General features: G+C 67.3%; 13 protein-coding genes. 8 read left to right on the plus strand and 5 right to left on the minus strand.

The genetic code is table 11. The features are described from left to right. The first annotated feature begins 62 nt into the window (after positions 1-62). From FKO37_RS09200 to FKO37_RS09220, 5 genes are all read left to right on the plus strand, one after another. Positions 63-989, plus strand: coding sequence for an ABC transporter permease (locus FKO37_RS09200; RefSeq protein WP_238604232.1), 927 nt, complete (start codon positions 63-65; stop codon positions 987-989). Continuing rightward, on the plus strand, positions 982-1,938 hold the full coding sequence (locus tag FKO37_RS09205) for an ABC transporter permease (protein WP_037820263.1): 957 nt from the start codon (positions 982-984) through the stop codon (positions 1,936-1,938). The genes FKO37_RS09200 and FKO37_RS09205 overlap by 8 nt, the downstream gene beginning before the upstream one ends. A gap of 5 nt (positions 1,939-1,943) precedes the next feature. Further along, positions 1,944-2,969 (plus strand): ABC transporter ATP-binding protein, encoded by a 1,026-nt coding sequence (locus tag FKO37_RS09210; RefSeq protein ID WP_037820264.1) that lies wholly within the window; start codon positions 1,944-1,946, stop codon positions 2,967-2,969. After that, positions 2,962-3,960, plus strand: coding sequence for an ABC transporter ATP-binding protein (locus tag FKO37_RS09215; RefSeq protein WP_037820267.1), 999 nt, complete (start codon positions 2,962-2,964; stop codon positions 3,958-3,960). Before FKO37_RS09210 ends, FKO37_RS09215 begins: the two co-directional genes overlap by 8 nt. Positions 3,961-4,043: 83 nt before the next feature. Further along, entirely contained in the window at positions 4,044-5,759 is a 1,716-nt protein-coding gene (locus FKO37_RS09220; RefSeq protein ID WP_238604233.1) for a S8 family serine peptidase, read from the plus strand. Between the two features lie 41 nt (positions 5,760-5,800). On the opposite strand, the gene FKO37_RS09225 is transcribed toward FKO37_RS09220, so the two are convergent. The 4 genes from FKO37_RS09225 to FKO37_RS09240 all read right to left on the minus strand — a co-directional run bounded on the left by FKO37_RS09225 (position 5,801) and on the right by FKO37_RS09240 (position 10,652). Then, the gene (locus tag FKO37_RS09225; protein WP_238604234.1) at positions 5,801-7,309 is read right to left on the minus strand and encodes an alpha/beta hydrolase; all 1,509 of its coding nucleotides are present in this window, start codon (positions 7,307-7,309) and stop codon (positions 5,801-5,803) included. 38 nt (positions 7,310-7,347) lie between these two features. Beyond that, positions 7,348-8,865 carry an alpha/beta hydrolase gene (locus FKO37_RS09230; protein WP_238604235.1) on the minus strand — a complete coding sequence of 506 codons (1,518 nt, stop codon included), beginning with the start codon at positions 8,863-8,865 and terminating at the stop codon, positions 7,348-7,350. A gap of 164 nt (positions 8,866-9,029) precedes the next feature. Next, positions 9,030-9,749: an ABC transporter permease gene (locus FKO37_RS09235; RefSeq protein ID WP_238604236.1), complete on the minus strand. Its 720-nt coding sequence runs from the start codon at positions 9,747-9,749 to the stop codon at positions 9,030-9,032. Between the two features lie 18 nt (positions 9,750-9,767). Beyond that, positions 9,768-10,652 (minus strand): ABC transporter ATP-binding protein, encoded by an 885-nt coding sequence (locus FKO37_RS09240; protein WP_134732365.1) that lies wholly within the window; start codon positions 10,650-10,652, stop codon positions 9,768-9,770. A 135-nt stretch (positions 10,653-10,787) separates the two neighbouring features. Between FKO37_RS09240 and FKO37_RS09245 the strand changes: the two genes are divergently transcribed. Both FKO37_RS09245 and FKO37_RS09250 read left to right on the plus strand, forming a co-directional pair. After that, positions 10,788-11,921, plus strand: a complete 1,134-nt coding sequence (locus FKO37_RS09245) for a sensor histidine kinase (protein ID WP_205673340.1) — start codon at positions 10,788-10,790, stop codon at positions 11,919-11,921. Further along, on the plus strand, positions 11,918-12,520 hold the full coding sequence (locus tag FKO37_RS09250; protein ID WP_037820278.1) for a DNA-binding response regulator: 603 nt from the start codon (positions 11,918-11,920) through the stop codon (positions 12,518-12,520). Before FKO37_RS09245 ends, FKO37_RS09250 begins: the two co-directional genes overlap by 4 nt. 41 nt (positions 12,521-12,561) lie before the next feature. Here FKO37_RS09250 and FKO37_RS09255 read toward each other — a convergent pair whose 3' ends face one another. Further along, positions 12,562-14,052: a S10 family peptidase gene (locus tag FKO37_RS09255; protein ID WP_238604237.1), complete on the minus strand. Its 1,491-nt coding sequence runs from the start codon at positions 14,050-14,052 to the stop codon at positions 12,562-12,564. Between the two features lie 52 nt (positions 14,053-14,104). On the opposite strand from FKO37_RS09255, the gene FKO37_RS09260 reads away from it, so the two are divergent. Beyond that, on the plus strand, positions 14,105-14,788 hold the full coding sequence (locus FKO37_RS09260; protein WP_037820283.1) for a uracil-DNA glycosylase: 684 nt from the start codon (positions 14,105-14,107) through the stop codon (positions 14,786-14,788). The last annotated feature ends 17 nt before the right edge of the window (positions 14,789-14,805 follow it).

A 14,805-nucleotide genomic window follows, 5' to 3' on the forward strand; every position in this document is an offset into this window, starting at 1 on the left:
CCGCGCCCGCCACAAGCAGGCGCGGCGCTCACGAGCCCGGCGCGCACTCTGAGGAACCACGCATGATTCGCTACGTCCTGCGCCGCCTGCTCCAGTTGATCCCGGTGTTCTTCGGCACCACCTTCCTGATCTACGCACTGGTGTGGGCCGTGCCCGGGGACCCGTTCTCCGGCAAATGCGGTCAGCAAGCCTGCCCACAGGCCTATATCGACTTGATGACCGAGAAGTTCCACCTCAACGACAACCTGTTCGTCCAGTACTTCAAATACCTCGGGAGCCTGTTCAGCGGCGACTGGGGCGAGACGTTCAACGGCTCCTCGGTCGGCGAGCTGATCTCCACCTCCTACCCGATCACGCTGCGCCTCGCGGTCGTCGCGGTGCTCATCGAGGCGGTCATCGGCCTGAGCGCCGGCGTGCTGACCGGCTTGCGCGGCAAGGGTTTCCTCGACAACCTGGTGCTGGTCTCGACCACGTTCCTGATCTCGCTTCCGGTGTTCGTCACCGCGATCGTGCTGCAGATCGTGCTCGGCGTGAACCTGGGCATCATCGACGCCAGCGTTTCGGACGATCCGAGCTTCGGCGAGCTGATCGTGCCGGGCATCGCGCTCGGCAGTCTCTCGATGGCTTACGTCGCGAGGCTGACGAGAACGTCGATCGCGGAGAACCGGCACGCCGACTACATCCGCACCGCCATCGCCAAGGGGCAGCCCAACAGCCGCGTCATCGGCATCCATCTGCTGCGCAACTCGGTGATCCCGGTGCTGACCTTCCTCGGCACCGACCTCGGCGCCCTGATGGGCGGTGCGATCGTGACCGAGGGCGTGTTCAACATCAACGGTCTCGGCGGGCTGATCTTCCGCGGCCTCCAGAACCGGGAAAGCGCGACCGTCGTCGGCGTCGTCGTGCTGCTGGTGCTGGTGTATCTGCTGATGAGCCTGATCGTGGACCTGCTCTACGCCGTTCTCGACCCGAGGATCCGTTATGACTGACCCGAATCTCGTCGGCGGCGGAGGGGTCGACGCGGCACAGCTGTCGCATGTGGACAGCTCGGCCGACGCCGGTCCGAAGAAGCCGCGCAGTCTGTGGGGCGACGCGTGGCGGCAACTGCGCCGCAAGCCGACGTTCGTCATCTCCGCGGTGATCATCCTGCTGATCGTGCTCATCGCGATCGCGCCGGGATTGTTCTCGCACCGCCCCGCCGGATACAACGATCTGACCCACGCCAACGAAGGCCCGTCCGCGGACGCCTGGTTCGGTTACGACAACCAGGGCTACGACGTGTACGCGCGGACCATCTACGGAGCCAGGGCATCGCTCCTGGTCGGCGTTTTCGCGACGCTGCTGACTGTCCTTTTCGGATCGTTGATCGGCATCGTCGCGGGCTACTACGGCCGGATCGTCGACAGCCTGCTGTCCCGGCTCGGCGACATCTTCGCCGGGCTGCCGTTCGTGCTCGGCGCGATCGTCATTCTCACCACGTTCAACGCTCCCGGCACGAATCCCGGACAGGTCACCATCATCGTTCAGGTGGTGTGCTCGATCGCCGTGCTGACGTGGCCGGTGGCGATGCGCATCATGCGGTCCGCGACGCTGGTGGCCAAACAGCTGGACTACGTGAAGGCGGCCCGTGCGCTCGGCGCGAGCACACCGCGGATCGTGTTCCGGCACCTGCTGCCGAACACGCTCGCGCCGGTGCTCGTGTACGCCACGATCGCGCTCGGCGCGGCCATCGGCGCCGAGGCGACGCTGGCGTACCTCGGCATCGGCGTGCGGCCGCCGGTGGTGTCGTGGGGCGTCATGATCAGCGACGCGCGCGACTATTTCCGCGCGGTCCCGCACATGCTCCTGTTCCCCGGTGCGTTCGTCACCATCACCGTGCTCGCGTTCGTGATGCTCGGCGACGGTATCCGCGACGCGCTCGACCCGAAGTCGAGGTAGCCGCAATGTCCACAGTGTCCAGTTCACCTGGTCCGACGACGGAGCACGAGCTGCTGCTCGAGGTCGAAGACCTGCACGTGGAGTTCCGCACCTCCGACGGCGTGGCCAACGTGCTCAACGGCGTCGGCTATTCGGTGCACGCCGGGGAAACCCTCGCCGTGCTCGGCGAATCGGGCTCCGGCAAGAGCGTCACCGCGCAGACCATCATGGGAATCCTCGACACCCCGCCGGGCGTGATCACCGGCGGGTCGATCCGGTATCGCGGCGAGGACCTGCTCACCGCTTCGGCGGATCGGCGCCGGCAGGTGCGCGGCGCGGAGATCGCGATGATCTTCCAGGACGCGCTTTCGGCGTTGAACCCGGTGTTCACCGTCGGGTTCCAGATCGAAGAGCAGCTGCGCGTCCGGCTGGGCATGTCCAAAAAGGATGCGCGCAAACGGGCTGTCGAACTGCTCGACCTGGTGCGGATCCCGGCCGCGGAACGGCGGGTGAAGGATTACCCGCACCAGTTCTCCGGCGGGATGCGGCAGCGCGCGATGATCGCGATGTCGCTCGCGCTCGATCCGGATCTGCTCATCGCGGACGAGCCGACGACCGCGCTGGACGTGACCGTGCAGGCGCAGATCATGGACCTGCTCGCGGATATCCAGCGGGAACGGCGGATGGGGCTCGTGCTCATCACGCACGACCTCGGCGTGGTCGCGGAGGTCGCGGACCGGATCGCGGTGATGTACGCCGGGCGGATCGTGGAACAGGCCGACGTGCGGGAATTGTTCAGTTCGCCAGGGCATCCCTACACCGCGGCGCTGATGGATTCGCTGCCCCGGCTGGACCTCAAAGGACAGACCCTGGAAACCATCAAGGGCCTGCCGCCGAGTCTGCTCGACATTCCGTCCGGCTGCCCGTTCCACCCGCGCTGCAAGCGGGCTGAGCAACGGTGCCGCGACGAGCGGCCGTCCTCGCACGCGCTCGGGTTCGGACGGGTCAGTGCGTGTCACTTCGCCGAGGAGGTGGTGGAGAGCCGTGGGTGAGCCGATTCTCAGCGTGCGCGAACTGGTGAAGCATTTCCCGGTGCGCACTGGTGTGCTGTTCAAACGGACCATCGGACAGGTGAAGGCCGTCGACGGCGTTTCGTTCGACCTGCAGCCGGGTGAAACTCTCGGCGTGGTCGGGGAATCCGGGTGCGGCAAGTCGACGCTCGCCCAGGTGCTGATGCGCCTGGAGGAGCCGACCAGCGGCAGCGCGACCTTCGAGGGCCGCGACCTGTTCAAGCTGCGCGGTGCGGAACTGCGGCGAATGCGCCGGGAAATCCAGATCGTGCTGCAGGATCCGTACACGTCGCTGAATCCGCGGATGACCGTCGGCGACATCGTCGGCGAGCCGTTCGAGATCCACACCGACGTGGCGCCGAAGGGTTCGCGGGCGAAGAAGGTGCAGGAACTGCTGGAGGTGGTCGGGCTCAACCCCGAGCACGTGAACCGGTACCCGCACCAGTTCTCCGGCGGGCAGCGGCAGCGCATCGGCATCGCGCGGGCGCTGGCGTTGCGGCCCAAGGTGATCATCTGCGACGAGCCGGTGTCCGCTTTGGACGTTTCGATCCAGGCGCAGGTGATGAACCTGCTCGGGGAACTCCAGGGCGAGTTCGGACTGTCCTATGTGTTCATCGCGCACGACCTGTCGGTGGTGCGGCATCTGTCCACGCGCGTCGCGGTGATGTACCTGGGCAAGATCGTCGAAATCGGTACTGAGGACGAGATCTACGAGCGACCGTCCCATCCGTACACCCAGGCGCTGCTGTCCGCGGTGCCGGTCGCGGACCCCGCGGTGCGCGGGCAGCGGCAGGTGATCCGGCTGGAGGGCGACGTGCCGAGCCCGATCGATCCGCCGTCGGGCTGCCGTTTTCGCACGCGCTGCTGGAAGGCCGCGGATATTTGCGCGACCGAGGTGCCGAAGCTGGAACCGAGGACGGACGGGCATCTGTCGGCTTGTCACTTCGCCGAGGAGAAGTCGGTGGTTCCGTAACCTGGCGATTCCTCCGGTTTGCCGATTGCCGTGCGCAGTGTCCGCTATGTACGTTGCATTGTCGGTTTCGGTCAGGAGGACTCGTGAAAAGACCAAGATTGCTCGCTGTGGCACTCGCGGTGCCATTGTTCGGTGCGGTGTCCGGCGTCGCCGTTGGAGCGGCGTCGGCCCAACCGGCCGGACCGGTAACGGAATTCAGCGTGCTGGCGCGGGACGGCCAGAGTGTCGCCGCCGCGCAGCAGGCGGTGCGCGACGCCGGCGGCACGATCGTCGCGACCAACACGGCGGTCGGGCTCATCACCGCCACCGCGCCCGCTGCCGGCTTCACTGAGCGGGTTTCGGCGAACCGCGCGGTATTCGGCGCGGCGAAGGCGAAAGCGATCGGCAGCGCGCCGAAGGCGGGCAAGAAGGAGAAGCCGGACGCGGTCGAGAAGGAAGGCCGCGGCAGCGTTTCGCGCAAGGCCGCGGCGAAGAAGGCGGTCGGCACCGACCCGCTGGACGACCAGCTCTGGGGCCTCAAGTCCACTCGCTCCGACCTCGCGCGCACCAAGCAGGCTGGCGACAAGCGGGTGAAGGTCGGCATCATCGACACCGGCGTCGACGGAAGTCACCCGGACATCGCGCCGAACTTCGACAAAGCCGATTCGCGCAACTTCACCAAGGACATCGTCGCGGACGTCAACGGCACGGTCGTCGACGGCCCGTGCGAATACCGCGGCTGCGTCGACCCGGTGGACCACGACGACAACGGCCACGGCACGCACGTCGCCGGCACGATCGCCGCGGCTGCCAACGGATTCGGCGTGTCCGGGGTGGCGCCGAACGTGACGCTGGTGAACGTCCGTGCCGGACAGGATTCCGGGTACTTCTTCCTCCAGCCGATGGTTGACGCGCTGACGTATTCTGGCGACGCCGGACTCGACGTGGTCAACATGAGCTTCTACGTGGACCCGTGGCTCTACAACTGCCGTTCGAACCCGGCGGATTCTTCTGCCGAGCAGGCGGAACAGCGCACGATCATCGAAGCGGCCACGCGGGCGTTGAACTACGCGCACCGCAAGGGCGTGACGATGGTGGTCGCACTCGGCAACCAGCACGACGAAATGGCCGCGCCGCACGACGACGTCACGAGCCCGGACTACCCGGCGAACGGGACGCATCCGCGCAAGATCGACAATTCTTCGTGCTTCTCGCTGCCGGTCGAAGGCCCGCACACCATCGGTGTCGGTTCGTTCGGTCCGACGCAGGCGAAGGCGGACTACTCCAACTACGGGACCGAGCAGATCTCCGTTTCCGCGCCGGGCGGGTATTTCCGGGACGGCTACGGCACGCCGTGGTACCGGACGGTGGAGAACGAGATCCTGTCGACGTACCCGCGCAATGTGGGTGTCGCGGAAGGAAACATTGACGCAGCGGGCAATGTGACTCCGGCTGGCGTCGCGCTTGGCGTGCAGAAGGCGACGGCGGCGGACGGCCGGGTCGGCTATTACCAGTGGCTGCAAGGGACTTCGATGGCCGCTCCCCATGCGACTGGTGTCGCGGCGCTGATCGTTTCCCAGTACGGCAAGAAGACCGGGCATTCCGCGTCGATGGATCCGGACGCGGTGCAGCGGGTGCTGGAAGGCACGGCCGCGCCGATCGCGTGTCCCGTGCCGCGGACGGTCGATTACCTGAAGGAGGGCCGGGACGCTTCGTTCACGGCGACTTGCCTGGGTGACGCGTCGTTCAACGGGTTCTACGGACATGGTTCGGTGGACGCCTATTCCGCGGTGACGCGGGGTTCGGCGTACCTGCGCTGAACGAGCGGCGGTGGGGCGGGAGTTCCGCCCCACCGCCTGTTTCAGTGCTGCCGCAGTCGGTCCATGATCTTGTCGGCTGCCTGTTGTTGTTGCGGGGTAAGCGACTTGACGGTCGCTTCGGCACCGCAGAATTTGTCCGTCGTCGGGCGGATTCCGTTGACCAGGTAATCGATGACGGCGTTGAAGCCGCAGCTGTTCAGGTACGGGAGCCCGACGCCGTGGCCGCCTTGGTCCACAGTGACCATTCGAGCTCGGTCGCCGAACGCTTCGCGGGTGTCCAGCGCGCCGGACAGCGGGGTCGCCGGGTCGCGCATGTTCTGGACCAGCAACAGGTTTGACGGTCCCTGGTCGCTGAATTGCACGGCCGATTCCAGTGGTTGGTAGGGCCAGGCTGCGCACGGCCAGACGTTCGCGGTCGCGCCGCCGAGCATCGGGTACGTGACCCGGTCATGCGCGACGTTCCGCCGGTAGGTCGAGATCTGCCGGGGCCACGCGTTGTCGCCGCAGATCACCGAAAGCATGGTGGCGATCTCGCTTTGTTCCGAACCGGCCGTGCTCGGCAGTGAATCGGGTGCCTGGTCCGCGAGGGCGGATTGCCACAGCTGCGCCAGTCTAGGGAAGGCTGTGGTCTGATAGGTCAGGCCGTGTGTCACGTAGCGGAAGGCCGATCCGTCCAGGGTCCCGATCGGATGCTGGTCGAGCTTGTCCGCGAGTTTGAAGAAGGTCGCGGTGACCTCGGCGGGAGTGCTGCCAAGGCCGTAGGAAGAATTGCGTGCTGCCGCCCATTTCGCGAAGTCCGGGAAGCGATCCTGCAATCCTTGGGCGAACCGCCGGGCCGCGGTGATGTCGTAGCCGCCGGGGCCGAGAATGCTGTCGAGCACCACGCGATCGGTGCGTTCCGGGAACAGCGACGCGTACACTCCGCCGAGATAGGTGCCGTAGGACAAGCCGAAGTAAGAGATCTTCGACTCGCCGAGCGCAGCGCGGATCTGATCCATGTCCCGCGCGGTGTTCGCGGTCGTGATGTACGGCAGGACCGCCGCTGATCCCGAGGCGGCGCATTGCTGCGCGACCTGCTTCGCATGCGCCGCGGCCTCGCTGACCTCGGCGGCGTTGTGCGCGTACTTCGGCCCGATCGACAGCTGAGGGTCGAGGTCGCAGGTGACCGGGTTGCTGTGGTCGACGCCGCGCGGGTCGAAGCCGATGAGGTCGTATTCGGCGAGGAGGCTGGCCGGAAGTCCGAGCTGGGTGAGCTGGAGCGGGAAGGCCAAGCCCGGATTGCCGGGGCCGCCTGGGTTGAACAGCAGCACTCCGCGCCGTTTCGCCGGGTCGGTGCTCGGCAGCCGGGAGATTTCGATGCTGATTTTCTTGCCGTCCGGATTACGGTAGTCCAGCGGTACTTCGACAGCCGCGCATTGCAATCCCGGAGAAGCGACGTCGGCTGGACACGCGCCCCAGCCCACCGTGGATTTCGCCGGGGAGGCGTGCGCCGGAACGGAAGTTGCTGTGAGCGCGGCGGCCGCCAGTACGGCGAGCAATTGTTTTCGCACGTTTTCCTTCCTCCTGTCGTGCGCCGGTGAACGGCGGTTCAGTACTGCCGCAGCCGCTCTGCCAGCTTGCTCGCGGCCTCCTGTTGCTGCGGATTAAGCGACTTGACACTCACTTCGGCACCGCAGAATTTGTCCGCCGCCGGGCGGATTCCGTTTACCAGGTAGTCAGCGACGGCGTTGAAACCGCAGCCGTTCAGGTACGGGAGTCCGACGCCGTGGCCGCCTTGGTCCACAGTGACCATCCGGGCCCGGTCACCGAACGCCTCGCGGGTTTCGAGGGCACCGGACAGCGGGGTCGCCGGATCGCGCATGTTCTGGACCAGCAACAGGTTCGACGGTCCCTGGTCGTTGAACTGCACTGCTGGTTCGACGGGCTGGTACGGCCAGGCCGCGCACGGCCAGACGTTCGCGGTCGCGCCGCCGAGCATCGGATAAGTCGCCCGGTCCGCCACGACATTCCGCTGGTAGGTCGAAATCGTCCGGGGCCAGGAGTTGTCGCCGCACAGGACCGACAGCATGGTCGCCCGCTCGCTCTGTTCCTGCCCCGTGGCGGGCGGCAGCAGCGAGCCGGGCGGGGGCTGGTCGTTGAGGAGGGCTTGCCACGTCTGGGCCAGCCTGGGGAAGGTCAGCGTCTGGTAGGTGAGGCTGTGCGTGCCCAGCCGGAAGAGCGAGCCGTCGATGCCGGCGGCCGGGTGCTGGTCGAGTTTGTCCGCGAGTTTGAAGAAGGTGGCGGTGACCTCGGCGGGAGTGCTGCCGAGGCCGTAGGTCGAATCGCGCACCGCGGCCCATTTCGCGAAGTCCGGGAAGCGGTCCTGCATTCCCTCGGCGAACCGGCGGGCGGTGGTGAGGTCGACGCCGGTCGGCCCGGCGACGCTGTCGAGCACGACGCGGTCGGTCTGGTCCGGGAACAGCGAGGCGTAGACCCCGCCCAGGTAGGTGCCGTACGACAGGCCGAAGTAGGAGATCTTCTGCTCGCCGAGCGCGGCGCGGATCCGGTCCATGTCGCGGGCGGTGTTCGCGGTGGTGACGTAGGGCAGGATCGCCGCGGACGCCGAAGCGGCGCATTGCCGGGCGATCTGCTTGGCGGCCGTCGAGGCCTGCACGACTTCTTCGCGGTTGTGCGCGTATTTCGGGGTGAAGGCGAGTTGCTCCGGAGCGAGATCGCAGCTCACCGGCGTGCTGTGGGCGACCCCGCGCGGATCGAAGCCGATCAGGTCGTACTCGGCGAGCAGGCTCGCGGGCACTCCGATCCGCGCCCAGGTCGACGGGAAGGCGAGCCCGGGTTCGCCGGGGCCGCCCGGGTTGAACAGCAGCACTCCGCGCCGTTTGGCCGGGTCGGTGCTCGGCAGGCGGGAAATCGCGAGGCTGATCTTCTTCCCGTCGGGATGCCGGTAGTCCAGCGGCACTTCGAGCGACGCGCATTGCAAGCCGGGCGACGCGACGTCGGCCGGGCACGCGCCCCAGTTCACCGAGGATTTCGCCGGGGAGGCGTGGGCTGGGACAGCGGTCGCCGTCAGCGCGGCGGCCGCCAGTACGGCGAGCAATTGTTTTCGCACGGGTTTCCGTCCTTTGCTGAGAACAAGCGAACTCAGGAACTGAAGGGAAATGCACGAAAGCTGTGTTCACGGATGGTTCGACCGCTGGTCAGGCCGACCCCCGGCCGCTTCGATGATCGAGAACGCCGCCGACGTTACTCCGATCTCCTCGGCACGGGAAGGGGTCAGCGGCGCGGTTCCCAGCGGAATAGCCGGGTCGCCAGCGTGACGCTGAGAATCAGCCACGCCGCGATCGGGCCGAACAGGACTAGCGAGTCGGTTGCCGAGCTTCCGCCATTCCAGGAATTCAATACGAGTTCGGTGGCCGCGCCGCCGGGAAGAAGGCGTTTCAGCAGGGACAGCTGTTCGGTTCCGGTGATTCCGACCCAACTTGCTACCGCAAGGACCGCGATCGTGATGGGCAGCGTGGTGACCTGGGCGTGCTCCGGGGAGTTCGTCAGGCCGGCGGTGGCCAGGCCGAGCGCGACCATCATGCCGATGGTGGCGACGACCGCGACGACCAGCAGCAGCGGGTTTTTCGGTGCGCCGGTGACCGCGCCGAGCACGGCGAGGATGACGCCGACCTGGATGGTGGTGATCGCGGTGATCGGCAGGAGCAGGCCGACGAGAATGCCGGAGTCGCTCGCCGCGGTGGAGCGCAGGCGTTTGAGGAAGAGGTTCTGCCGCCGGGCGGCGAGAGTGGTGACCGTGGTGGTGTACAGGCCGATCGCGGTAATGAAGAAAAGCGTCAGTGCTGCGATATATCCGAGGCTTCCGAGTTTTGCGAAGGTTTCGTGCCGAGAGATGAAGAAAGCGCTGAACGCGACGGGCAGGATCAATGAGGTGACCAGCACCAGGCGATTCCGGAAGAGCTGGATCAGTTCGCCGCGGGCAATGGAGAGCATGGGAAAGCCTTTCGGTGCTTAAGCGTTGCTGATGGCGCGGAAGACGTCGTCCAGACGCGTCGGTCCGGCTTCTAGTTCAGCTAGTTCTACGGCGTAGTCCGCTGCCCAGCCGAGCAGAGTGTGCAGGTCCTTTTGCAGGCCGAAGGTCTCGATGAGGAACCGGCCGTCCTCTTCGCGGGTCGCTTGCAGCGGCGGCGCCGGGGCGTGCGGCGGAAGTCCGAAGCGGATGGTCGCGGGCAGCGTCCGGGTCAGTTCGGCGACGGTGCCTTCGCGGTTGAGCGTGCCCTGGTGCATCAGGCCGATGCGATCGGCGCGCTGCTGTGCTTCCTCGAGGTAATGCGTGGTCAGGACGATGGTGGTGCCGTCCTCGCGGAGCCGGTCCACGGCGTCCCAGAGCGCGTCGCGCGACTGGATGTCCAGACCAGTGGTCGGCTCGTCGAGGAAGACCAGGTCCGGCGTCCCGTACACGGCGGTCGCGAAGTCGAGCCGACGTTTCTCGCCGCCGGACAGCTGCGACACCCTGGTGGTGGCTTTGCGGGTGAGGTCGATGATGCCGAGCAGCCGCTCGACGTTGTCGTCGCGCTGGGTCAGGCTGCCGATCAGCCGGATCGACTCGCGTACGGTCAGGTCCGGCGAGAAGCCGCTTTCCTGCAGCATGATCCCCATCCGGGGACGCACCGAAGCGCGGTCGCGCGGGTCTTTTCCGAACACCCGCACGGAGCCGGAGCTGGGTTTGCGGTGGCCTTCGACGGTCTCCAGCGTCGAGGTCTTCCCGGCGCCGTTCGTGCCGAGCAACGCGTACAGTTCGCCGCGAGCGACCTGGAACGACAGATCGCGCACGGCCTGGAAGTCGCCGTAAGTGAGGTTCAGGCGGTCGACTTCGATGACTGGGGTCGTGGACATGCTCCGATTCCAGCCGGATCCGCTGGTCGGAAGTAGTGCGACCACGTCAGCCGAAGACATGACACTGCGTCACTGGTGGGCCCTCGGCGGCTGCGGCATGCTGGGGCCGAATCCCGTGGCCGAAGCTGGAGCACCATGATCGAGATCCGTCCTCCGTGGACTCGCCGCACGGCTTGGGCCAGCAGCGTGGTCCAGGACCGGCTGCGACGGCTCAACCTCATCACGGTGATGCCGCCGCTGGTGTTCGTCGGGCTGCTGCTGGTGGTGTTCGCGTCGAAGACCTGGTGGCACGTCGTCATCCAGGTGATCGGGTTGCTGGCCGCCGTGGTGACCGCGGAACGCTGGACCGCCGGCGACTTCCTCCGCGTCGCGCGTCCGTGTCTGGTGCTCACCGCGTTCGTCTGGCTCGCCGGCGCGCTCAGCGACAAGAGCGCGGCGTTCTACGGACTGACCATGGTCGGGTCGTTCCTGATCCCGCCGCTGGTGCGGCACCGGTTCGCCGCACTGGTCGGCCTCGCGGTGCTGACCGGCGCGATCGGCGCGACGAACCTGCTGGTGTACGACGACAAGGTCGGCGGGCGGCTGCTCGCTTTTGTCGTCGCCCCGGCCCTGGCCGCGGCGCTGTCGACCGTGTTCATGTTCGCCAGCCAGAAGCTTTACGACCTCGTCGTGGAGCTGGAGGAGTCCCGGGAGAAGGAAGCCGAGCTGGCGGTGGTCCGGGAGCGCGTCCGGTTCGCCAGCGAACTGCACGACATCCAGGGGCACACGCTGCACGTGGTCAAGCTGAAGGTCGCACTCGCGGAGAAACTGCTGCACCGGGATCTCGGACGCGCGCAAGAGGAATTGCGCGAGGTGCACACCCTGGTCGGCGAAACCATCGTGCAGACCAAGGAACTCGCTTACGCCCAGCGCAGGCTCAATCTGTCCGCGGAACTGGAGAACGCGAAGAACCTCTTCGAGGCGGCGGGGATCCACGTGCGGGTCGAACGGCTTGCGGAGGCCGGTTCGGGGGCGGACGAACTGCTCGGCCAGGTGTTGCGCGAGACCACCACGAACATCCTGCGGCACGCGCAGGCCCGGCAGGTGCGGATCACGTTGACCGAAACGGGGATCAGCATCGTCAACGACGGCGTTCCGGACCGCGAGGAACCGGTACTGAGTGGACTGTCCACTTTGGCGGACCGGCTGGCGGATGAGGGCGGAGAATTGACCGTGGAGCAGAAGGACGGCCGATTCGTGACGGCCGCGGCCTTCCCGGAGAAGCGATGACGACGGTAGTGCTAGCTGACGACGAGGCCCTGCTCCGCAAGGCGATGGCCGCGTTGCTGCCGATGGAGGACGAGATCACCGTGCTCGCCGAGGCGGAAGACGGCGAAGCGGCGGTGCGGGCCACTGTGGAGCATCGGCCGGACGTGCTGGTGATCGACCTGGAGATGCCCAATGTGGACGGTCTCGGCGCGGTCGCGCGGATCCGGCGGGAGCGGCCGGAGCAGGTGATCCTGATGCTGACCCGGCACGCGCGGCCGGGCGTGCTGCGCAAGGCGTTGAAGCTCGGTGTGCAGGGGTTCGTCAGCAAATCGGCGGAACCGGCGCACATCGCGGCGGTGATCCGGACGCTGGACGAGGGCAAACGCTGGATCGACCCGGACGTCTCGGCGCTCGCGGTGGTGGACGATTGTCCGTTGACCGTGCGGGAAATCGACGTGCTGCGGGCAACGCGGGAGGGGTATTCGGTCGCGGACATCGCGACGCAGCTGCACCTGGCGGAGGGGACGGTGCGGAATTACCTGTCGAACGCGATGCAGAAGACGCAGACGCGAACGCGGCACGAGGCGGCGCGGTATGCGCGGGAGCACGACTGGTTGTGAGTGCCTATGCCGGTTAGCGCCGGCATAGGCACTTCACCAGGTCAGCGGTTGGACGCCTTCTTCACGAACTTGCCCAGGTCCTTCGACTGCTGCACCCGCGACGGTTCGTGCACGTACATCATGTGCCCGGCCGGGTAGTAAGCCGTGTCGATGTTCTCCCGCAGCTCCTCCGGGATCTTCAGCTGCGAAAGCACGTACTCGGACGCGTAATAGGCCGTCGCGCCGTCGTAGTGTCCGAACGCGACGTGGACCTGCAGGTGCGGGTTGGCCCGCATCGCCGCGCTCAAGGTGTCCACAACGGACACCGAACGGCCCTCGAACTCCTTGTAGGACCAGGCCTTGAACACCTCGGTGGAAAGGATCTCGTACGGCAGGTCGTTCTCGTAGCCGAGTTCGGCGCGCACGTAGTGGTTGAACCCGGCGGAGTAGGCCCCGATGATCCGCGACACCGAGGGGTCGTCGCTCATGTGCTCGACGCCGCCGTCCGGTTCCCACGTGGTGAACCGGCCGTCCATCCGGCCGACGGTCTTGCCCTGGTCGCGCAGCAGTTCGGTGAAGAACCGGACGTGCTCGATCCGCAGGTTCACCCGGTCCACATAGGACTCGCTGAGCCCGGTGAGCGACGCCAGCGTCTGCACCGCCTCGGTACGGTCCTGAGCGGACAGCCGCGCGCCGCGGGAAAGCGCCCACGGCAGTTCCTTCGAGGCGAAGTCCTCGGCGTCGGCGAGCACGTCGTCGAGCGGCCGTTCGCCGTGCCGGCCGTGGTAGTGCGCGATCGCCGCGTACGTGGGCAGGAACAGCGAGTACGGCAGGTCGTTGCCCTCGTGGAACCGCAGCGTGCCGAGGTCCAAAACGGACGAGATGAGCATCAGGCCGTTGAGGTACAGGCCGTAGCGCTCCTGCAAGTGCCCGGCCAGCGCGGCCGCGCGCAGCGTGCCGTACGACTCGCCGGCCAGGAACTTCGGCGACAGCCAGCGCTGGTTGCGCGAAACCCACAGCCGGATGATCTCCGCGACCGATTCGACGTCGCCCTGGAAACCGGTGTACGGCTGGGATTCGCCGCCCTCGGTCACCCGCGAGTAGCCGGTCTGGACCGGGTCGATGAACACCAGGTCGCTGTGCGCGAGCAGGCTTTCCGGGTTGTCCTCGAGCCCGTAGGGCGGCGGTACCGGGTCGTTGACGTCGCCGGACAGCACCCGGCGCGGTCCGAGCAGGCCCATGTGGAGCCAGATGCTGGAGGAACCGGGGCCGCCGTTGAAGGCGAAGGTGACCGGTCGCGTGCCGGGGTCGGCGTCGTCGAGGGTGTAGGCGGTGAGGAAAACCTCGGCCTTGGCCTGGTGGCCCTCGGACTTGCCGTCCTTCTTGACCTCTTGGCGGAGCACGATCCGGCCGGTCTGGGCGGTGTAGGCGAGCTTGCGCCGCTTGACGGTGAGCGTGTGCTGCGTCGTGACGAGGTCGTCGACGGGCTCCGCCGCCTTCGTCTCCTCGTCCTTGGTCTTCTCGGCGGTCTCGTCCGCGGTGGTGTCGGCCATGGCCCCAACCTATCCCGCGTTACCGTGGCAGCACACCAAGCGGAGGAGATCGATGCGCACGTTCGCCGAGCTCGACGCGGAGCTGGTGCGGTGCCGCGCGTGCCCGCGGCTCGTCGAATGGCGCGAGGGCGTGGCGGGGACGAAGGCCGCGTTCGCCGGGCAGGAGTACTGGGCGCGGCCGGTGCCCGGTTTCGGCGCGGAGGACGCCGCGCTGGCCGTCGTCGGGCTCGCGCCGTCCGCGCACGGGGCCAACCGCACCGGCCGGATGTTCACCGGCGATCCGTCCGGCGACTTCCTCTTCCGCGTGCTGTACGAGGTCGGCCTGGCGTCTCAGCCGGTGTCCGCCGCCATCGGCGACGGCCTCACGCTGCGCGGCACCCGACTCGTGTCGCCGGTCCGCTGCGCGCCGCCGGAGAACCGGCCGACCCCCGCTGAGCGGGACAACTGCCGGCACTGGCTGGCCGACGAGCTGGACCTGCTGCGCCCGACCCTGCGCTCGATCGTCGTGCTCGGCGCGTTCGGCTGGCAGGCGCTGCTGCCCGTGCTTTCCGCCGCCGGCTGGCCGGTGCCGAAACCGCGTCCGGCCTTCGCGCATGGCGCCCGGATGCAGGTCGGCGACCTTGCGGTGTTCGGCTGCTACCACGTGTCACCGCGCAATGTCCAGACCGGTCGTGTGACACAGCCCATGGTGGTGAGCGCGTTCACCGCCGCGGCCTCGGCGGCTGGGCTCATCTGAATCGTGACAACCAGCGT

The organism is Amycolatopsis sp. Poz14 (assembly GCF_006704225.1).
GTDB lineage: Bacteria > Actinomycetota > Actinomycetes > Mycobacteriales > Pseudonocardiaceae > Amycolatopsis > Amycolatopsis nivea.